The sequence below is a fragment of the Draconibacterium mangrovi genome, from assembly GCF_010586825.1.
Lineage (GTDB): Bacteria > Bacteroidota > Bacteroidia > Bacteroidales > Prolixibacteraceae > Draconibacterium > Draconibacterium mangrovi.
Genome location: NZ_JAAAGB010000005.1, coordinates 49,594 through 70,775, shown reverse-complemented (window position 1 = coordinate 70,775; position 21,182 = coordinate 49,594). Strand labels below are relative to the sequence as shown.

The window sequence follows — 21,182 nt, the reverse complement described above, 5'->3', positions numbered from 1 at the left end:
TTGGGCTGTTTAACACTTTCTCAATGTTGAAATCTCCCTCATTTCGAAATCCAAACTAAAATTACAAAAGCCATTTTGGCAATTTTCGAAAACTATCCGTTATTTTAGTCTCGTTTTAGGATAGCACTATGGATTTTACACTATTATCATTCGACACACCCGTTGAACTGATCAATCAGGCCATTAGGGACACGCTGGTTGGCAGCCTCGGAATTGAGATTACAAAAATTGAGGAAGGAAGAGTTGAGGGAATGTTGGATCTCTCTGCAAAAAATTCGCGCCCGGGAGGCATTTTACATGGTGGCGCCAACCTGGCAATGGGCGAAACTCTTGCCGGTTTGGGCAGCATGTTACTGGTTGACATGAATGCGTATGAAGTGCTCGGAATAATGGTAAACGGCAATCACACAGGCGTGTTAAAAAAAGGCAAGGCGCTGGCAGTTGCAAAAATCGTTCATCGGGGCAAACAAACGCATGTGTGGAATGTTGATATTTGCAATGAAGAAGGGAGATTGATTTCATCTGTACGTGTTACCAATATGATTACTGAAAAGAATGACCGATAACGAAAGATTAATACATCTGATCGACGAACTCGTTACGCTTAACTGCTCTTTTGCTCTCTGGTCGGTGCCCGGCGACAAAACGCTCGAGCTGCTTATTTCGTGCCAGGAAGCATTGTTTTATCCCAACGAGGTGAGCCGCCTAAACGGGCAGGAAGGATTTGTTTTTGCACCTTATCATGTCAGCGAAGAGACACCGCTGATTCTGTTAAAACCAGACATTTACAAAACGGGCATAGAGGAAATCCTCAAACTCAATATGAACGATGTAAAAGCCGGGCAGAAAGAACAGGCGAACTACACTTCGCACTATATAATTGAAAAGGAAGAATATCTTTCCGACATTGAGCAAACCGTAAATACCATAAAAAATACGAAACTGGCAAAGGCGATTGTTTCGCGCATTATTCCGGCAGAACGAAAAAATGAATCGCTGGGGAAATTATACATCCAGTTATTCGAACAAACGCCAAACGCTTTTGTGTATATGGTTAACCTGCCAAAAGCCGGTTTGTGGATGGGAGCTACTCCTGAGATTCTTTTAAAATCGGAAGGAAAAACCATGGAGACCGTTTCGCTGGCTGGTACGCAGCCCCGTGTTTCGGGGACAGAATACGGCTGGAGCACCAAGGACATTGAAGAGCAAGCTTTTGTCTCACGCTATTTGGTTGACCTGCTGTATCGATTTAATATTCACCGCTACACCACACGCGGACCGGAAACCCTGGAAAGCGGAAAAGTGGCGCACCTGTTCACCAGTTTTCTGTTTGCCAAAAAGAAACTGGACGACTGTCTTGGTGATTTTATCGCCGAGTTGCATCCAACACCGGCGGTTTGTGGTTTCCCAAAATCGAAAGCCGATAAATTTATAAGTACCATCGAAAAACACAACCGGCGTTACTATACCGGATTTCTTGGTCCCTGGCAACTAAAAGATTCAGTAAGATTATTTGTAAATTTGCGCTGCATGGAAATAATTCCGGAGAAATACATGCTTTATGCAGGTGGCGGAATTACTTCGCGGTCGGTTCCCGAAGAAGAATGGGAAGAGACCAACAACAAAGCAAAAACCTTGTTATCGGCAATAGAAGCTATACGACAGAATGATCTCAACTAAAAAACACGTTCAACAACTGGCAGCACTCCTTCATCAGAAGGGCATAAATGACGTGGTTATTTCTCCCGGATCGCGAAACGGGCCAATGATAAACACTTTTGTGGGAAGTGGTTTATTTAATTGCCGCAACATAGTTGACGAACGCAGTGCAGCTTATTTTGCAATGGGATTGTCACAAGCCCTGAACAAACCGGTTGCTATTGTCTGTAGCTCGGGAACAGCAACCTTAAACTACGCACCTGCCATTGCCGAGGCGTATTATTTAACTATTCCGCTGATCGTTATCACTGCCGATCGTCCGGAGTACTGGATCGACCAGCTTGAAAACCAGTGCATCAATCAAAGAGGTATTTATTCCAATTTTGTAAAAAAGGAATACAACCTCCCGTTGGAAGAATCGGAAACCGAATTATGGCAGGCTGCACGCGAAATAAACGAGTGCTTAAACGCTGCTGTTTCGGGGAAACCAGCGCCGGTGCATATCAATGTTCCGCTGGAAGAACCGTTACATGATTTGCTGGACGAAGAAATACCGGCAACAAAAGCGATCGATACTAAAGAATCAGTTTTAGACATCAATAAAGCAAGCCTAAATAAGTTAGCTTCTGAGCTTGACTCGTCAAATAAAGTACTGATTTTGGCCGGGCAACAAAATCCCAATCAGGAATTGGAAAAACTTCTGGTAAGGTTTATCGAAAAAACCGGTGCCGTTGTTTTAAAAGAACATCTGGCCAACCTGAAAGATGAAAGTTTTTGTGGAAGCGTCGATACGCTGATGGCGGCCATTCTGGCTGACGTTCCTTCTGATTTTCAACCGGATATTCTGATCACTTTTGGCGGACATTTTGTTTCTAAAGCACTGAAACAATTCTTGCGCAAAAACAAAGCCGGTCAACATTGGCATCTTTCGCCGGCCAACGATCATTACGATACTTACCAATCGCTTACAGAAGTGGTGAAAACCGATGCAATCACCTTTTTCTCACAATTACTCTCTGAAGTAGGTGAGAAAGAACAGGAATATTTGCATCGTTGGAAAAACAAAGAGAACGAAGTCAATCAACTGCGAGACAAATATATTTCAGAAAGCCAGTTTTCTGATCTGAAAGTCATTGCAGAAGTTGGCCAATCAATTCCCGAGAATTCGGTTGTGCACTTGGGAAACAGTTCACCTGTTCGATACGCGTTAATTGCCAACTGGCCAAACAACACCACTTTTTTAAGTAATCGTGGCACCAGCGGAATCGACGGACCAATGTCAACTGCAGTGGGTTATGCGTCTGTCTCTGAAAAAATAAATACAGTCCTAATTGGTGATTTGTCGTTTTTCTACGATTCAAATGCGCTTTGGAACAATTATATCAACGAGAATCTGCGGATTATTGTAATCAATAATGGAGGTGGGAACATCTTTAGTTTGATAAAAGGACCGGGCGAATCACCCGCTTTCCAGCAGCATTTTTTTGCCGAAAACAAATTTAAAGCACAAGGTATTGCCCATACTTTTGGATTGGATTATTTAAGTGCTGAAAATGAGTCGGAGTTAAAAGACTCACTCACGGAGTTGTATTCCCCAATAAGAAAAAATGCCACAATCCTGGAAGTTTTCACCGATGCAGAAGTGAATACTAAAACATTCCGGGGCCTTTTTAAGTTTGTAAAACAATAAAAACAACATACAATGAATACAAAAAGACAATGGGAAACCATTAAAGAATACGAAGATATCTTTTTCGATTATTACGATGGAATTGGCAAGATCACCATCAACCGCGAGCAGGTGCGGAATGCATTCCGTCCAACAACGGTAAACAACATCAGCGATGCTTTGCACCTTTGCCGTGAAGACAACCGCATAAATGTAATTGTGCTGACAGGTGCCGGAGATAAGGCTTTTTGCTCGGGTGGCGACCAGAATGTAAAAGGAACCGGCGGTTATATCGACGAAAATGGTATTCCACGACTGAACATACTTGAAGTGCAAAAACAAATTCGCAGCATGCCAAAACCGGTAATTGCCATGGTGAATGGTTATGCCATTGGTGGCGGCCATGTGTTACACGTGGTTTGCGACATTAGTATTGCCAGCGAAAATGCCATTTTTGGTCAGACCGGACCAAAAGTGGGTAGCTTCGATGCAGGATTAGGATCGTCGTACCTGGCCAGTGTTGTGGGCCAAAAGAAAGCACGCGAAATATGGTTTATGTGCCGTCAGTACTCGGCTGCCGAAGCGCTTGAAATGGGCCTGGTAAACAAAGTTGTTCCGCTTGACCAGTTGGAAGACGAGGTGGTTTCCTGGGCTCAAAAAATGCAGGAACACAGTCCGCTGGCACTGCGTATGCTAAAACTTGGATTGAACGCCGAACTCGACGGTCAGATTGGAATTCAGGAGTTTGCAGGAAACGCTACCTTGCTTTATTACCTCACCGAGGAAGCACAGGAAGGAAAACATGCCTTCCTTGAGAAACGTAAACCTGACTTTAAAAAATACCCAAAATTTCCGTAATAAAGCCGCGAGATACGAGCCACGAGTTACGAGTTGAGCGAAGCGAATTGAAAATCGGCCACAGTCAAATCCCGACCGCAGCGTCGGGGTATCCAGTATCAAGTATCCAAAATCTAGCATCAAGTATCAAGTATGGCAACAGCAAAAAGTTGGGTAAAAGCATCACGGTTACGCACCTTGCCTCTGGCATTGTCGGGCATTTTAATGGGCTCGGCACTGGCAGCATTTTGGCATGGGTTTAACTGGCAAATTTTTATTCTTGCAATGCTTACTGCCACGTTGATACAGGTGTTTTCGAACTTTGCCAACGATTACGGTGATTTTCAAAAAGGCACCGACAATCATCAGCGTTTGGGGCCAACACGAACGATGCAGGGTGGCGAGATTACCATCAAAGAAATGAAATCCGGGATGTCTGTAATTGCCGGATTAAGTTTTCTGTTGGGAATTATTTTGGTTTTTGTTGGAACGTGGCATCACAGTCCAACAGCATTTTTTGTATATATAGGACTGGGAATACTGGCTCTTTTAGCCGCCTATTTTTACACGGCCGGCAAACGTTCATACGGTTACATTGGACTAGGCGATTTGTTTGTATTTCTCTTTTTTGGTCTGCTGCCCGTGATCGGTGTTTTTTACCTGCACAACAATGTTATTGAAACTGTCGTGTGGCTGCCGGCCATTAGTATGGGATTATTCAGCACAGGAGTTTTAAACCTGAACAATACCCGCGACATTGAAAACGATAAAGAGTCGGGGAAAATTACGATTGCAGTAAAACTTGGGCCACTTAAAAGTCGCATTTACCACGCAACAATTATTTTATTGGCGTGGATTGCGCTGATCGTTTTTACACTTCAGCAACAAAAAACGGCGTGGCAGTGGTTATTTCTGTTGGTATTGCCGGTTTCAATTATCGACCTTGTAAAAATATTCCGCATAAAAGACAGCCGCCAGCTTGATCCGTTTTTAAAACGACTGGCATTGCAAACTTTGGCATTAACGTTACTGTTCTCGCTCGGATTGCTACTATCATGATAAAAGCACGCTACCAAAAATATGAGTTGCATTTTAAACAACCTGCCGAAACATCGCGCGAGGTGTTAAAAGCACGCACAGTTTGGTATCTGTTTTTGGAAGAGAATGGTGTAACGGGGCTTGGGGAATGTGCTCCACTTCCGGGATTGAGTATTGAAACGCCTGAACAAGTTGAAGAACAGCTGGAAAGAATATCTACCAATCCTGAGAATTTCATCAATAATATTGACTTGCTACAAAATCTCTCATCCTTGAAATTTGCACTGGAATCTGCACTGCTGGATTTGAAACATGGAAGAAAAAGAGAACTTTTTCCATCAGCTTTTACATGCGGAGAAGCCGGTATTCCAATCAACGGACTGATATGGATGAATGAAATTGAAAACATGCAAGACCAGATAGAAGATAAACTGGCAGCCGGTTTTCGATGTATCAAACTAAAGATCGGAGCGAAAGATTTTGAGTTGGAACTGGAATTATTAAAAGCTGTTCGCGAGCGTTTCTCCAGCGATCAGATTATTCTAAGGGTAGATGCCAACGGTGCTTTCGATGGAGATTCTGCTCCAGTCAAATTGAAAAGGCTTGCAGAAGTACAACTTCATTCCATAGAACAACCAATTCTTGCGGGTCAATGGAACAAAATGGCTGAATTGTGTAAAACCACTCCCCTGCCGATTGCTTTAGATGAAGAGTTAATCGGTATCAACAAACGCGAAGAAAAAATACAACTACTGGATACAATACAGCCACAATACCTGGTTTTAAAACCCAGTTTACATGGTGGCATTTCGGGTTGCGACGAATGGATTGAACTGGCCAACGAACGTTTTATAGGCTGGTGGATCACATCGTACCTCGAGTCGAATATAGGATTAAACGCCATTGCTCAGTGGGCTTTTACCAAAAACACTACCATGCACCAGGGATTGGGAACCGGTCAGCTTTTTACGAACAATATTTCCTCTCCATTAGAAATTCGTGGCGAAAAGCTGTGGTACAACACCGCAAAATCATTCGAAATGTAATGGAACTGTTTCCATCACATATTACCATAAACGGGCAATCGGAAAACATAAAAGAGTTGCTGCAACAGAAAGCTGATAGCGAATGGGAACAAACCTGGTTGGAATTTCTGGAAGAATGGTACAATACAAATGATTATATAGAAGTACAAACATCGGGCAGTACTGGAACACCAAAAACCATAACACTAAAAAAGGATTTTGTAGCAGCCAGTGCATTGCGCACCATTCGCTTTTTTGAGTTACAGGATGGCGACAGCATATTGCATTGTTTGCCCAGTCGATACATTGCAGGAAAGCTAATGACAGTGCGGGCACTTATTGGAAAACTCGATTTATTGCTTATTGATCCGGCATCAGACTTTACAAAATTGTCAGACAATAAGCCCATAAAGTTTGCTGCTATGGTAATTAACCAGGTAACAAAATACCTGGCACTGCCTGAGCAAAACATTGAAAACCTGTTGATCGGCGGTTCTGCAATTCCAAAACTTTTGGAAGACCAGCTGCAACAAATTTCGACACAATGTTATTCGAGTTACGCCATGACCGAAACAGCAACTCACATTGCACTTCGCCAATTAAATGGCAGCAATAAAACCGATAGCTACCAATGTCTCGATGATATTTCTGTTGAACTGGATGAACGTGATTGTATTCGTATTGTAATGCAGGGACTTGAAAACGGCGCCATCCAAACCAACGATTTGGGTGAATTAAAAGATAGTAATCATTTTAAAGTACTGGGCCGCGTTGATAATGTCATCATTTCCGGAGGCATAAAATTTCTGGCCGAACAAATTGAGGAGAAATTGGCTAAAGAAATGCCCCTGCCCTATGCCATCAGTTCGGCGCCGGACAAACATCTTGGAGAGAAAATAATTCTGCTAATTGAAGGAAAGGTTGATGGTGAAGTTAAAACCATCATTCAAAACCACTGCACCAAATTGCTTTCAAAATACGAGCAACCAAAAGACATCCGTTTTATCGAAAAACTTCCACGCACTGAAAATGGGAAGATAGACCGAAAAAAGTTGAAATTGATTTTAAAAAATTAGGCTACAACAAAAGCTGACTTTAAAATGCTGAACAATAATTTTGTTAGCTTTGTTTTACCCTATTCGTTTAGATACAAAAATTAGAATAATGGAGAAACTATTAGAATATAATCCCATATTACTGGCACTGGGTGCTACACTTTTCACGTGGTTTTTAACCGCAGCCGGAGCCTCCATGGTATTCTTCTTTAAGTCGATAAATAAAAAGATTTTGAATTCGATGCTCGGTTTTGCAGCAGGCGTAATGATTGCCGCCAGTTTCTGGTCGCTTTTGAAACCGGCAATCGAAATGGCAGAAGCACAAGGAGAATTGTCGTGGAAGCCGGCAGTTATCGGATTTTTGGCCGGAGGTGCTTTTCTGTTGTTGATCGACAAAATTCTGCCTCACCTTCACCTTGGTTTGTCTATCGACAAAGCCGAGGGAATTCAAACAACCTGGCAACGAAGCATCCTTTTGGTGCTGGCTATAACTTTACACAATGTACCTGAAGGCTTGGCTGTGGGTGTTGCTTTTGGTGCCCTGGCCAATAATCCCGACATGGGGATTCTTACCGGAGCCATTGCTTTAGCCATGGGAATCGGGCTGCAAAACTTCCCCGAGGGAGCGGCAGTTTCTATTCCGCTGCGCCGCGAGGGACTCTCGCGCTGGAAAGCTTTTAACTACGGACAGCTTTCAGGAATTGTAGAGCCAATGGCCGGAGTGCTGGGAGCTTACCTGGTTTTAACCATCGAACCACTGCTGCCTTACGCACTTTCGTTTGCAGCCGGAGCAATGATTTTTGTGGTGGTTGAAGAGCTGATCCCGGAATCGCAGCGAGGCAACGAAACCGATTTATCGACCATTGGTGCCATGTTGGGTTTTGCTACCATGATGCTGTTGGATGTTGCTTTGGGATAAACAAAACACGATCATTCTTCTTCCGCTGAGTTTCGGCTTGTGTATTAATGAAAATAGGCCGGCTGGGAAGTGGTTGCCTAAAAACTAAATGATCAAAAGCTCAACACGGTGCTTTCGGCTCATCATTAAATGTTTAATAATTGCCGAAAATGATTTTTCCCCGTCATTAAATAATTAAACGCTTCCCACGATGTTTTCTGCTCGTGATTAAATGATTAACCACCTCCCACGAATTTTCCGGGCCGTGATTAAATGATTAAACGTTTCCCACAAAGTTTTTGCCCCGTAATTAAATGATTAAGCCCGGGTACAAAGTTTTTCAATGTAATAGAAATATGGTTACTTTTAGGTGAGTAAACACGAACATTACTGAAAATATTGAATGAATATGAAAACTACACCGGAGCATAACAAGCGGATAGCGGAAATGACATTTGCGGCAGTATATCCGCACTATGTAACAAAAGTGGAGAAAAAAGGAAGGTCGAAAGAAGAGCTGCACCAGGTAATTGAGTGGCTGACCGGTTTTGATGACGATAAGCTGCAGGAAATGATCGATGAGAAGGTGACATTCGAAACGTTCTTCGGGATAGCAAGCCTGAACCCAAATGCGGAATTAATTAAGGGCGTAATTTGCGGATACCGGATTGAGGAAATTGATAGCGTTCTGACCAAACAGGTACGGTATTTAGATAAACTGGTTGACGAACTGGCAAAGGGCAAAAAGATGGAGAAGATATTGCGGGAGAAGTAAATCAGAACTAAAAGCTAAGGCATTATTCCAATATCAAACCAACAAAATGACTAACAAAAACCAAATAGAAGGCCTGCTAAAAAAGCAGGAACTTACCGATTACAAATGGATCGATCCGAAAGAAATTGTTGTGGCGCAATGGGTGCGCGTAAAGTGTTATTTTGGATGTAGCGACTATGGTCTTGGATCGTGCCCGCCTAATACGCCTTCCGTTGACGAGTGCGAGCGTTTCTTTAAAGAATACAAAAGTGCACTGCTTATTAAGCTGAACAAATTTGCCGATAAAGATGCGTATCCATCCAACTGGTCGCGGGAAATGACCAACAAACTTTTGGGTGTTGAACGGGCCATATTTCTGATGAACCACCCAAAAGTTTTCCTGTTAAACCAAACCTGTTGTACCCTTTGCCGCGATTGTTCGGGCAACCGTCTCGACTGCCACGACAAAAGAAACGCACGCCCCAGCCCCGAAAGTTTTGCAGTAGATGTGTACCAAACCGTACAAAACGCCGGCATGAAAATTAATGTGGTAGCCAACAATCCTGGAGATATGAACCGGATTGCCATACTCTTGATCGAATAAACCGGATATTCGAAAACCATCTGCAAGCTGAATGGTTATTCTGTAATGGCCCGTAAAAAGACCGCTAAAAACAACTTTTTATGAACGTAATTTTAAGTATTGGGCTCTTAATTTTCACGGGATATTTACTGGGCGAACTCGCTGAAAAAATAAAACTCCCCAAAATATCGGGGTACATCCTTGCAGGAATTCTGCTAAATCCCGATCTGTCAGGAATAATGTCGGACGAATTTGTCGGACACACCGATCCGCTGCTTTCAGTTTCCTTATCGTTTATCACCTTTTCAATTGGCGGCTCTTTATCGGCTAAGAAATTACGTGCCACCGGAAAAACCATATTCTTTCTCACCCTTTTCGAGTCGTTGTTTGCTTTTTTAATGGTTTTCCTGTTCATGTTTCTGAGCCTACGTTTTTTTCTACCAACTTTTCAATTTACGAGTGTAGCACTGGCCGTTAGTCTTGTGTTAGCGTCCTTGGCTGCCCCAACCGATCCGTCGGCAACGCTGGCCGTAATTCACGAATACAAGGCTAAAGGCGAAGTAAGCTCAACAATGCTCGAAATTGCCGCTTTCGACGATATTGTGGGAATTGTCATCTACACACTGGTAACCGCATTTGCCGCTTTCTTTTTGGGCAGCACCGATATCAATATAGGAAAAACAGTTCTTGAACTGGGAATTGATGTTGGCGGAGCCATTCTTATTGGCGCGGTAATTGGTTTTGTATTTCAGCTTATCACCAAAATTTTTAGCAAACAGGAAGAAGGAACATTGATTGTATTAACGTTCGGAGCGATATTGATGAGTTACGGTATTTCGGAATATTTTGGTTTCGAGTCGCTGCTGTCTACCATTGCGCTGGGAGCCGTTGTTGCCAATTTTAATCCGATATCGGATAAAATATTTAAACTCATCGAACGCTACACCGACGAACTGATTTTTGTGATCTTTTTTACACTATCTGGATTACATTTGCAACTATCGTCAATTACCGGTAGCTATTTGCTCATCGTTATTTACATCATCGCAAGGATGATCGGTAAGTTTGCCGGTATTTACAGTGGCTCACTACTATTCAGCACCAGTCCGAAAGTGAAAAAGTACACAGCCGGCGGACTAATTCCACAAGGCGGGATAGTAATTGGCCTGGCGCTGTTGCTCACCAAAGATCCTGTCTTTAAAGAAACCGGTTCAATGATAATGGGTGTAGTTATTGGAGCAGCACTTATTCATGAAATTATTGGACCGATTTCTTCGCGTTTATCGTTAAAAACAGCTGGTGAGGTTGAATAGGAAGATATTTTCAGATTAGATATTGTGTATACTCATTTTATCACCCCCTATAATCCCCCAAAGGGGGATATTTCCTCCCCTTCGGGGAGGGGTCAATAAATAGGATTTTTAGAATGACGTTTTGAAAAAACATACATCAAGAACGGAAATCCTAAAGTTCAGTAAGTACATTCAACGAAACCAGGTGCTCTATTACGCCCCATTCTTTTAAAAACCAATTATTCCCGTCGATGTAAAACGAGCTGATTGATGAATTATTTATGGAGAAAGAACGTGGCTCATTCAAGCTTAAATTAAAGGTTCGGTACATCATCATCTCCAGCACCAAACCATGCGACACAATCAGTACTTTCTGATCCTTAAACTTTAGGGCAATAGCTTCAATTTCAGATGTAACGCGCTTATACATTTGCTCAATACTTTCGCCACCGGGAACAACAAACCCGGCATCCCGTTCTTTAAAACGCCGAAATTCTTCGGGGTATTTTTCTTCAATCTTGGCAAAGTTCTTTCCTTCAAAAATACCAAAAGAGCGTTCGCGTAAATTCACATTGTATTCGTGTGGTAACACCAGTTGTTTATTGATGATGTTTGCTGTTTCAACAGCCCGTTCAAGGTCGCTGCTTACAAGTACATCGAATTCACGTTTTGCCAGTGCCTCTGCCACCAATTCGGCTTGTGTAATCCCGTTTTCAGATAGCTTGCTGTTTCGCTGCCCCTGTATACGCTTCTGCCGGTTCCACACTGTTTCTCCGTGTCGTATAATTGTTATTTCTGTAGCCATTTCTTATTTAATTTTGTGCGTAGGCAAACTGTTTTTCTTTTGTTACAAATAAGTTAGTGTAACAAGAATATCATGTTTTTGTTAGGAACAATCCGGATAAAAAACAAAAGCCACCCCGAAGAGCAGCTTTTGATTTATCTGATAAAATCATCTTAGATCTTTTCCGGAGCAGGCATTTCCAGGAGTTTATCAGCCATGGCATCGGCCAGTTTAATTAACTCCTCCTGCGTTTGAACCTTCATATTGCCTTTTTCTTCGATTGGTTCGTAAACCATATCCCACTTGATTTTTTCGGCAAAAGTCTTCAGGTTTTTCACGCCGCCACCGTTCCACGAGTAGTTACCAAAAATACCAAGCAGGTGGTCTTTCGGCGCCATGTGCTCGATGGTGGTTAGCAGTGTTTCCACATTCGGGAACATGGCATTGTTATACGCCGCGCTACCCACAATAAATCCTTTGTATTTAAAAATGTCGTTGATAATGTACGACGAGTGTGTTTTTGAAGCATCGTAAACACGGATATTTTTAATACCGCGAACTGCAATCTGACGGGCAATGGTTTCTGCCATTTTCTTGGTGTTTCCGTACATCGATCCGTAAACGATAACCACCCCCTGATCCAAATCGTACGAACTCCATTTGTTGTAGCGTTTCAAAATCCAGTTAAGGTCGCTGCGCCAAATAGGACCGTGCGTTGCCGCAATCATTTTAATGTCCAGGCCGGCCAGTTTTTTAATGGCGCGTTGTGTATGCGGACAATATTTTCCTACGATATTCGTGAAATAACGCATCACTTCAACTTCGTAGAAATCGAGGTTGATTTCGTCGTCGAAAATACCACCGTCCATTGTTCCGTAGCTACCAAAAGCATCACCCGAGAACAGGATTTGATTGGTTTCTTCGAAAGTCACCATAGTTTCAGGCCAGTGTACCATCGGAATCATCTGGAATTGCAGCTTGTGTTTTCCAAGGTCAAGCACATGATCGTCGTGTACCATGTGTATATTTTCCGGTTTCATGTAGTATGATTCCACAAAACCAAAAGTCTTTTTATTTCCTACAAGCGTAATATTCGGGTAACGGTGAACGATGGCTTTTAAGGCTCCCGAGTGGTCGGGTTCCATGTGGTTAATGATCAGGTAATCCACCTCGCGGTCGCCAATAATCTCTTCAATGGCATCGAGGTAATCATCGATAAATGCGCGCTCAACAGTGTCAACCAACGCGATTTTTTCATCAACAATCAAATAGCTGTTATACGAAACCCCATGCGGGATGGGCCAGATGTTCTCGAACAAGTGAGTACGGCGGTCGTTAAATCCCAAATAATAAATATCTTCTGCAAGATTTACTTGTAGCATAATTTTCAGTTTTTATATCATTTTTCGAAACACGCACAAAATTAGTGAATTTCGGCTGACAGCCCATAAAATTATTTCCATACCCGCTTATTTAGAATATGGGTTAAGGGAATGTTAGGTAAACGAGATTGAAATAAGATTGAAATAAGATTGAATTTGAGATTGATGCAGATTGACAGTTCTATCGCGAGAGTCTCTTTCGCATTGAGGCCAGTATTTTTAGAAGTTCGAAACTTTCTTTATGCAAGTCTTTTATAAACGAGGTTGTTAATATTCCTGAACTGACAATTAAATCAAGCCACATTTCAGTTTCATCGGCCTCTTCAACTACAATTGAGAGTTTTGAGAAGAACTCGGCTTTCGACCGCCCGCGAAGTGCTGCTCGATAATTGGCATAAACAGAAGTGCCCGACCGGATTAACTGTTTATTTAACACTCTGCCTCTTTCTGATGACGGAAGCATTTCAGACAATTCTATAATTTTAAGGGCAAATTCTTTTAATCGGTCGCGAATTTGAATTTTATAATCAAGCCAGCTTTGATTTGTCATAGTGTATTTGAGTTATAATTTATAACCAAATTATGAAAAATTATCCTGACTGCAATCCTCACAATCTTTTTTCAATCTATTTCAATCTTTCTTTCAATCTCCATCAATCTGTTATCAATCTTTCTCCTCTATCTGAAAGAATTTTATCTTTGAGGCAGAATTCAAAATAGAACTATGTCGATTGATCAGAAAAGCCGTGCCATGACATTCCCCCGAGTTGGGAAATTCATTATTATATTTTTTGCTATTGCCTTTATCCTTGCCGGAGCGCGTGGATACCAGCTATACCGCTATGTATTTGACGAAAATGTAAAAAACGATTACGTAATTCTTGTTACCGAAGAAGATGACATTAAAAGCATTAGCGAGAAACTGGAAACCAACGAGATTTTATTTAACATGAAAGCCTTTAAGTGGGTGGCTAAAAAGAAAAAATATGCCGATTATATGCGCCCCGGGCGTTACGAGTTAAAGAAAGGAATGACTACCAACGAATTGGTGAACATGCTTCGCAGTGGTGCGCAATCTCCGGTAGACATCACTTTTAACAATGTTCGTTTTAAAGAAGAACTGGCCGGAAAAGTAAGCAAATACATCAAAGCCGATTCCACCTCAATATTACAACTGTTTTCAAATGACCAACAGATAAATGACTGGGGATTTACCGAGGAGAACTTCCGTGCCATGTTTATTCCAAACACCTACGAAATGTACTGGACAACTTCGGCAGAAGAATTTGCACATCGCATGAAAGCAGAGTACGACCGTTTTTGGAATGACACGCGCACAAAACAAGCTGCAAAAATGGGCTTAACACCACAACAGGTGGTTACTTTGGCCTCCATCGTTCAGTCGGAAACTATAAAACCCGACGAGCTAAAAACAGTGGCCGGACTGTATATCAACCGCCTGAATAAAGGTATTGCATTACAAGCCGATCCAACCGTTAAATATGCTGTTGGCGATTATTCCTTAAAACGGGTTTTGAACAAACATCTCGAAATCGATTCGCCTTACAACACTTACAAATATGCGGGTTTGCCACCGGGGCCAATCTGTTTTCCGGAAATCACATCGGTTGATGCCGTTTTGAATTACGAAGATCACAACTACCTGTACATGTGTGCCCGCGAAGATTTTTCGGGTTATCACAATTTTGCAAAAACGCTGAGCCAGCACAACCGGAATGCAAAAAAATACCGTGATGCGCTGAACGAACTTCGCATTTATAAATAAGCAGCAAATTTTGACGTAATCCCCCGAATCATCCTAAAAAATATAGGTGTAAACCTGTATTATATCGTCATAATTTATGATAACGAATTGAATGATATTAAAATGAAGAAACTGATCATCCTTGTGCTTAGCTTATGTGCTACAACACTTTTTGCCCAAAACAATATTTGGGAAGACCCCGCTTATATTTCAAGAAACAAACTGCCCGGAAGAGCCACTTCCTACTCATACAAATCTGCCGATAACGCCCTGAATTGCGATCGCGAAACCTCGAGAATGATTTCGTTGAACGGAACCTGGAAGTTCAATTTTGTAGAAAAGGAGGAAGACCGACCGCTTGATTTTTACAAACAGGATGTTTCCGGCTGGGACGATATTGAAGTTCCATCGAACTGGGAAATGGAAGGTTATGGCACGCCAATTTATGTAAATGCCGGTTATCCTTTCCGTCCGGAACTCCCTGCCGAGGCGCAGAAAGATCCGATAGCCTGGTACAAAAAAAATTATGATGTACCAGAAGGACTGTCAACGGAAGAAGTTTACCGTAGGTTGTATGCCGATGTGGCTTCAAAATTAGCTCCGCAGCCACCTGTTATTACACGCGATAATGCAGTTGGATCGTACGTCCGCACGTTTACTATTCCGGAAGAGTGGAACAACCAAAAAATTGTTTTGCACTTTGGCGGCGTTAGTTCGGCCATGTTTGTTTATGTAAACGAGCAAAAAGTGGGTTATAGCCAGGGTAGTCGTTTGCCTGCCGAATTCGATATCACCGAATATGTGCAAACCGGCGAAAATAAAGTTGCTGTTCAGGTTTTTCGCTGGTGCGATGGCAGCTATTTGGAAGATCAGGACCACTGGCGCATGAGTGGAATTCACCGCGAAGTATTGCTTATGGCGCAACCCAAAGTGGCCATTGAAGACTTTTTTGTACGTACCCGTTTGGATGCCAATTACCAGGATGCACTGCTTCAGATTCGGCCCACAATAACACGTGGAACCGATGTTAACACAAAAGGATGGACACTGGAAGCAGAATTGTACTGCCCTCAAAACAACAAGGTTCTGCAGGCACCACTCACCAAAAATGTTGACGCTATTATTTATGAAGGATATCCACAACGCGACAATGTATATTTCGGATTACTGGAAGCAAAAATCATTAGCCCGGATCTGTGGTCGGCAGAAAAACCAACACTTTATACTGTCGTTCTTACCTTAAAAGATGCAGACGGAAATGTTGTTGAAGCACGCTCTGCAAAAATTGGTTTCCGCGAAATAGAGACAAAAAACGGGCAGCTGTATGTAAACGGAAAGTCCATAAAATTATATGGTGTTAACCGTCATGATCACGATCATGAGCGCGGGAAATCGGTTACGCACGAAGATATGAAGAACGATGTGTTGTTGATGAAACGTTTTAATTTTAATGCGGTTCGCACCAGCCACTACCCTAACGATCCGTATTTCTACGACATGTGCGACAAATACGGCCTTTATGTGCTCGACGAAGCCAATATTGAAACACATGGTTTAATGGGCTACCTCACCAATCAATCGGAGTGGCATATGGCATTTCAGGATCGTGTGGTTCGTATGGTGGAGCGTGATAAAAACCACCCGTCGATTATTGGCTGGTCGTTGGGTAACGAGTCGGGAACAGGACCAAACCACGCCGGTGCTGCCGCTTGGGCGAAAGATTTCGATCCAACACGTTTTATCCATTACGAAGGTGCACAAGGACAACCGGATCACCCGGATTACACTGCTTATGGTTCAGAAGCCTTCCGGAAAAAAGGACGAACCGCCAACCCGACCGACCCGCTTTGGGTGGATGTAATCAGCCGCATGTACGCGAATCTCGAGGATTTGGAAGCGCTGGCAAAAAGCCCGTACATCAGTCGCCCGATTATGGAGTGCGAATATGCACATGCCATGGGTAACTCGCTGGGTAATTTCCAGGAATACTGGGATTTAATGCACAGCTACCCCAACCTTATCGGTGGATTCATCTGGGACTGGATCGATCAGGGAGTACTTACGACTGATGAAAACGGAAAAGAATTCTTTGCCTATGGTGGCGATTTTGGCGACACTCCGAACGACAATAACTTCTGCATGAACGGAGTAATTGCATCCGACCGTACACCGAAACCACAAACCTGGGAAGCAAAATATGTGATGCAACCAGTACAAATTACTGCTGTTGATCTGGAAAACGGATTAGTTCGTATGCTCAGCCGTTTTAATTTTGCCAATCTTAACGAATACAAGGTTAGCTGGACATTAAACGAAGATGCAACAGAAATTCAATCAGGCACGTTGGATGGCTTGAGCCTGAATCCGGGCGCAAACAAAGTGGTTGAGATTCCTTTTAAAACTATTAGTCCAAAAGCAAACGCCGAGTATTGGTTGCGTATCAGTGTTCAACTGAAAGAAGACAAGAACTGGGCAAAAGCCGGTCATGAGTTGGCCAAACAACAATTCAAACTTCCGTTTACGGCAGAAACTGCTGCAACAGCAATAAACTCCGACAATATTACTTTCGATGAAACTGATGATCAGGTCGTGGTTAGCGGCAAAAATTTCAAAGTGAGTATTGGCAAAAAAAGTGGGTTGATCGAGAGTTACGAAGCTGGAAATAAACAAGTAATCACAACTGCACTGAAACCTTATTTCTGGCGGCCATTAACAGATAACGATGAACGCGGTTGGCGAGCACAACAACGTATTGCCATTTGGAAAGATCTTCCGAAAATGCTAAGTGTAACTGATATGGATGCTGATGCATCGTCGGCTGCCATTTCTGTTGAGTTCGCTTACAAAGAGCTAAGTTTAAAATTAAACTACACTTTTGCCAACGATGGAACCGTAGATGTGAATTTTGACCTGTCGATTCCAGAGGAAATGCCGGAACCAATTCGAGTTGGAATGAGCATGGGGGTATCAACCAGTTTGCAACAAATAAGCTTTTATGGAAAAGGACCTTTTGAAAATTATTCGGACAGAAATGGAGCCGCCGATATCGATATTTACAAGGGAAGCGTGGACGACTTCTACTACAACTACACCAAACCGCAGGAAAGCAGTAATCACACCTGCGTGCGATGGCTGGCACTTACCAATAATAACTCAGGGCTGATGGTACTTGGTAAATCTCCGCTGCAAACATCGGTTTGGCCATACACCGCGGAAAATATTTATGAAGCACAACACCCTACCGAACTGGAAAAAGCCGATGCTTTAACGGTGAATATCAGCCACAAAATGGCAGGCGTTGGAGGTAACGATTCGTGGTCGATAAACGCACGCCCAATCGATAAGTACCGCTTGTTGGAAAAAGCTTACAGTTATGAATTCAAGCTGGTTCCGCTGTCGAAAGCTAAAGATTTGCAACAAATTTATCGTGACACAAAATAGAAAAGGCAGACTTTAATCTAAACCATTAAAAAACCGGCTTTGTTCCTCAAAGCCGGTTTTTATTTTTATATCCTATTGCACACTATAGCTGTACAACAACCGAACTACTTGCTTTATTGGCTTTTTCACGGGCTTCTTCCACCGAGTTTGCTCTTGCCAGGCAAACTCCCATCCGGCGTTCGCCTTTAACTTCAGGCTTACCAAATAAACGCATTTGCGTATCCGGCTCACTCAAAACTTCTGTCAGATTAGAGAAAGCTACCTGTTTTGATTCTCCTTTTACCATAATCACGCTACTTGCCGATGGTCCGTGAAATTTGATGTTCGGTATGGGCAAACCAAGAATCGCTCTTACGTGCAAGGCAAATTCGCTCAAGTCCTGCGAAATCATCGTTACCATTCCGGTATCGTGCGGACGTGGCGAAAGCTCGCTGAAATATACGGTATCGTTTTTCACAAAGAATTCCACTCCAAATAAACCGCGGCCGCCAAGTGCTTCCACAACGGTTTTTGCAATATGCTGTGCTTCTGTTAATGCCTTTTCCGACATGGCTTGTGGTTGCCACGACTCCTGATAATCGCCACCTTCCTGACGATGTCCAATCGGCTCACAGAATGATACTCCCCCAACGTGACTGATCGTCAGCAAGGTAATTTCATAATCAAAATCAACAAACCCTTCTACAATTACACGGTCGCTGTTTCCGCGGGCACCTTGCATGGCATAATTCCACGCATAGTCGATATCGGCAGCACTTTTCACCACACTTTGTCCTTTACCCGACGAACTCATAATCGGTTTCACCACACAAGGAAATCCAATATCTTCGATCGCGGCTTCAAACTCTTCTTTCGATCCGGCAAATTTATATGGCGAAGTAGAGAGCCCGAGTTCTTCGGCCGCCAAAGTTCTGATTCCTTCACGGTTCATGGTCAATCGTGTGGCATTAGCCGTTGGAATTACATGAAATCCTTCCTGCTCCAACTCCAACAATTTGTCGGTGGCAATGGCTTCCACTTCCGGGATGATATAATCCGGTTTTTCGGTTCTGATAATTTCTGCCAATCGTTCGCCATCCAGCATTGAGGCTACATAATAACGATCGGCAACCTGCATGGCAGGCGCATTTTCGTAACTGTCAACCGCTATCACTTCCACGCCATAACGCTGAAATTCAATTACCACTTCTTTTCCTAATTCACCTGATCCCAACAAAACTACTTTTGTTGTCGACGGCGAAAATTTTGTTCCTAAAACTACCTTTGTGCTCATCCCTGTTTTTTCAGTTTTTTTTGATGCCGCAAAAATAGATTTATTTACGATAGTACATTTTAATACCAGTATCGAACTCCGTTTTACTAACATTTTGTTGAAACAGAAAGCGACTTGTAGTATGAAAATCTAATCCAGCATTTGAACAAAGCGAAATCCCCAACAGTTATTTGAATATAAATAACTAACAATGAAATCAATAAAGAAAGAACAAATTAGCCAGGAGGTTTTCGACCTTTACGATGACTATGCTCACAACCGAATCGATCGCAGAAAGTTTGTTGAACGACTTTCCGCCTATGCCGTTGGGGGTTTAACCGTTTCGTCGCTTATGAGTTTTATTATGCCCAACTACCAGGACAAAATTCAGATAAAAGCAGATGATGCCCGATTAAAAACGGAAACCATTGAATACAATTCGCCAAAAGGCGGAGGAAAAATCAGTGGCCAATTATCGCGTCCGACAGACAACTCCGGCAAACTACCCGGAATTGTTGTTGTACACGAAAACCGTGGTTTAAATCCACACATTGCCGATGTTGGCCGACGTGCAGCACTGGCAGGCTTTATATCGGTTTCACCCGATGCGCTTAGCCCGCTGGGCGGTTATCCCGGAAACGACGATGATGGGCGTACCATGCAAAGCAAGCGCGACAGAATTGAAATGTTGCAAGACTTTATTGCTGCCTTTGACTATCTGAAATCGCACCCCGAATGCGATGGTAACATTGGCGTAGTTGGCTTTTGTTTTGGCGGCTGGATTTCGAATATGATGGCGGTTGAAGTTTCCGATTTAAAAGCCGCCGTGCCATTTTATGGGGGACAGCCTTCGGAAGAAGAAACCAAACAAATTGAAGCCCCGCTACTGTTGCATTTTGCAGAGCTCGATACGCGCGTAAACGCAGGCTGGCCGGATTATGAAGCAGCACTGAAAAAATACAATAAAGAATACACGGCACATATGTATCCGGGCGTAAACCATGGATTCCATAACGATACGACTCCGCGTTATGATGAAGCTGCGGCAAAACTTGCCTGGAGCAGAACCATCGACTTTTTCAAAGAAAAACTGGTCTAAGACCTTTGCTCTCCTCTCGAACTTCCGGCATAATTTTGTTTCTTTACAAAAACAGAAATTATGTCGGTTATTATTGATGGTAAAAGCTACCTCACGTTTGAAACACCACGTTTAATTCTTCGCCCGGTTCAGGAAAGTGATGCACTTTTTATTCTTCGTTTGTTCCGCTCTGAAAATTGGTTGAAATATATTGGCGAGCGGGGTATTCACTCGGCAGATGAAGCACGTACTTATATTCGTGAGAAAATGTACCCTCAACTAAAAAAGGAAGGCTACGGGAACTACGTGGTCATCCGAAAAACGGACAATGCCAGTATCGGCACCTGCGGTCTATTTGACCGCGAAGGACTGGAAGGAATCGATATTGGTTTTGCCTTTCTACCGGAATTTGAAGGCCAGGGTTATGCTTTTGAAGCTGCCGAAAGACTAAAAAAAGCTGGGATTGTAGATTTTAAAATCAAGAATATAACTGCAATTACTGCGAAATATAATCTGCGCTCGCAACGACTATTAGAAAAACTCGGAATGCGTTTTACAAAACACGTGACTTTACCCAACGACACGGAGGAAATCATGTTTTATCGCTTAAAACATTGAACATAGGTTAAACACCGAAAGAATATTTATACTAAATTGCGGCCATAAAATA

General features: G+C 42.8%; 19 protein-coding genes. 15 read left to right on the top strand and 4 right to left on the bottom strand.

The window, feature by feature from the left end:
* Positions 1-128 precede the first annotated feature (128 nt).
* The 11 genes from G4420_RS13865 to G4420_RS13815 all read left to right on the top strand — a co-directional run bounded on the left by G4420_RS13865 (position 129) and on the right by G4420_RS13815 (position 10,831).
* Positions 129-566, top strand: coding sequence for a PaaI family thioesterase (locus tag G4420_RS13865; protein ID WP_163324412.1), 438 nt, complete (start codon positions 129-131; stop codon positions 564-566).
* On the top strand, positions 556-1,680 hold the full coding sequence (locus tag G4420_RS13860; RefSeq protein ID WP_163324410.1) for a chorismate-binding protein: 1,125 nt from the start codon (positions 556-558) through the stop codon (positions 1,678-1,680). The genes G4420_RS13865 and G4420_RS13860 overlap by 11 nt, the downstream gene beginning before the upstream one ends.
* On the top strand, positions 1,667-3,349 hold the full coding sequence (gene menD / locus G4420_RS13855; RefSeq protein WP_163324408.1) for a 2-succinyl-5-enolpyruvyl-6-hydroxy-3-cyclohexene-1-carboxylic-acid synthase: 1,683 nt from the start codon (positions 1,667-1,669) through the stop codon (positions 3,347-3,349). Before G4420_RS13860 ends, menD begins: the two co-directional genes overlap by 14 nt.
* 12 nt (positions 3,350-3,361) lie before the next feature.
* Positions 3,362-4,186, top strand: a complete 825-nt coding sequence (menB, locus tag G4420_RS13850) for a 1,4-dihydroxy-2-naphthoyl-CoA synthase (protein WP_163324406.1) — start codon at positions 3,362-3,364, stop codon at positions 4,184-4,186.
* A gap of 132 nt (positions 4,187-4,318) precedes the next feature.
* Positions 4,319-5,224 (top strand): 1,4-dihydroxy-2-naphthoate polyprenyltransferase, encoded by a 906-nt coding sequence (locus tag G4420_RS13845; protein ID WP_163324404.1) that lies wholly within the window; start codon positions 4,319-4,321, stop codon positions 5,222-5,224.
* Positions 5,221-6,249 (top strand): o-succinylbenzoate synthase, encoded by a 1,029-nt coding sequence (locus G4420_RS13840; RefSeq protein ID WP_163324403.1) that lies wholly within the window; start codon positions 5,221-5,223, stop codon positions 6,247-6,249. Before G4420_RS13845 ends, G4420_RS13840 begins: the two co-directional genes overlap by 4 nt.
* Positions 6,249-7,304 (top strand): AMP-binding protein, encoded by a 1,056-nt coding sequence (locus tag G4420_RS13835; protein WP_163324401.1) that lies wholly within the window; start codon positions 6,249-6,251, stop codon positions 7,302-7,304. The genes G4420_RS13840 and G4420_RS13835 overlap by 1 nt, the downstream gene beginning before the upstream one ends.
* 88 nt (positions 7,305-7,392) lie before the next feature.
* The gene (locus G4420_RS13830; RefSeq protein WP_163324399.1) at positions 7,393-8,202 is read left to right on the top strand and encodes a ZIP family metal transporter; all 810 of its coding nucleotides are present in this window, start codon (positions 7,393-7,395) and stop codon (positions 8,200-8,202) included.
* 388 nt (positions 8,203-8,590) lie between these two features.
* Positions 8,591-8,956: a DUF2200 domain-containing protein gene (locus G4420_RS13825; protein WP_163324397.1), complete on the top strand. Its 366-nt coding sequence runs from the start codon at positions 8,591-8,593 to the stop codon at positions 8,954-8,956.
* A 46-nt stretch (positions 8,957-9,002) separates the two neighbouring features.
* Entirely contained in the window at positions 9,003-9,539 is a 537-nt protein-coding gene (locus G4420_RS13820; protein ID WP_163324395.1) for a DUF2284 domain-containing protein, read from the top strand.
* Positions 9,540-9,619: 80 nt separating this feature from the next.
* Positions 9,620-10,831, top strand: coding sequence for a cation:proton antiporter (locus G4420_RS13815; RefSeq protein ID WP_163324393.1), 1,212 nt, complete (start codon positions 9,620-9,622; stop codon positions 10,829-10,831).
* 151 nt (positions 10,832-10,982) lie between these two features.
* Here the strand turns inward: G4420_RS13815 and G4420_RS13810 are convergent, their stop codons facing one another.
* From G4420_RS13810 to G4420_RS13800, 3 genes are all read right to left on the bottom strand, one after another.
* Complete coding sequence (locus G4420_RS13810) at positions 10,983-11,615, bottom strand: histidine phosphatase family protein (RefSeq protein ID WP_163324391.1); 633 nt, start codon at positions 11,613-11,615, stop codon at positions 10,983-10,985.
* A 152-nt stretch (positions 11,616-11,767) separates the two neighbouring features.
* A complete protein-coding gene (locus G4420_RS13805; RefSeq protein WP_045027872.1) occupies positions 11,768-12,976 on the bottom strand; it encodes an FprA family A-type flavoprotein in 1,209 nt (402 codons plus the stop codon).
* 181 nt (positions 12,977-13,157) lie between these two features.
* A complete protein-coding gene (locus G4420_RS13800) occupies positions 13,158-13,526 on the bottom strand; it encodes a four helix bundle protein (RefSeq protein ID WP_163324389.1) in 369 nt (122 codons plus the stop codon).
* A 174-nt stretch (positions 13,527-13,700) separates the two neighbouring features.
* On the opposite strand from G4420_RS13800, the gene mltG reads away from it, so the two are divergent.
* Together mltG and G4420_RS13790 are read left to right on the top strand one after the other, a co-directional pair.
* A complete protein-coding gene (gene mltG, locus G4420_RS13795; RefSeq protein WP_246241639.1) occupies positions 13,701-14,762 on the top strand; it encodes an endolytic transglycosylase MltG in 1,062 nt (353 codons plus the stop codon).
* A 102-nt stretch (positions 14,763-14,864) separates the two neighbouring features.
* A complete protein-coding gene (locus G4420_RS13790) occupies positions 14,865-18,182 on the top strand; it encodes a glycoside hydrolase family 2 TIM barrel-domain containing protein (protein ID WP_163324387.1) in 3,318 nt (1,105 codons plus the stop codon).
* Between the two features lie 82 nt (positions 18,183-18,264).
* Here the strand turns inward: G4420_RS13790 and purT are convergent, their stop codons facing one another.
* Positions 18,265-19,455 carry a formate-dependent phosphoribosylglycinamide formyltransferase gene (gene purT, locus G4420_RS13785; protein ID WP_163324385.1) on the bottom strand — a complete coding sequence of 397 codons (1,191 nt, stop codon included), beginning with the start codon at positions 19,453-19,455 and terminating at the stop codon, positions 18,265-18,267.
* Positions 19,456-19,645: 190 nt separating this feature from the next.
* Between purT and G4420_RS13780 the strand changes: the two genes are divergently transcribed.
* Both G4420_RS13780 and G4420_RS13775 read left to right on the top strand, forming a co-directional pair.
* The gene (locus tag G4420_RS13780) at positions 19,646-20,533 is read left to right on the top strand and encodes a dienelactone hydrolase family protein (protein WP_163324383.1); all 888 of its coding nucleotides are present in this window, start codon (positions 19,646-19,648) and stop codon (positions 20,531-20,533) included.
* Between the two features lie 60 nt (positions 20,534-20,593).
* Positions 20,594-21,130 carry a GNAT family N-acetyltransferase gene (locus tag G4420_RS13775; protein WP_163324381.1) on the top strand — a complete coding sequence of 179 codons (537 nt, stop codon included), beginning with the start codon at positions 20,594-20,596 and terminating at the stop codon, positions 21,128-21,130.
* Positions 21,131-21,182 lie beyond the last annotated feature (52 nt).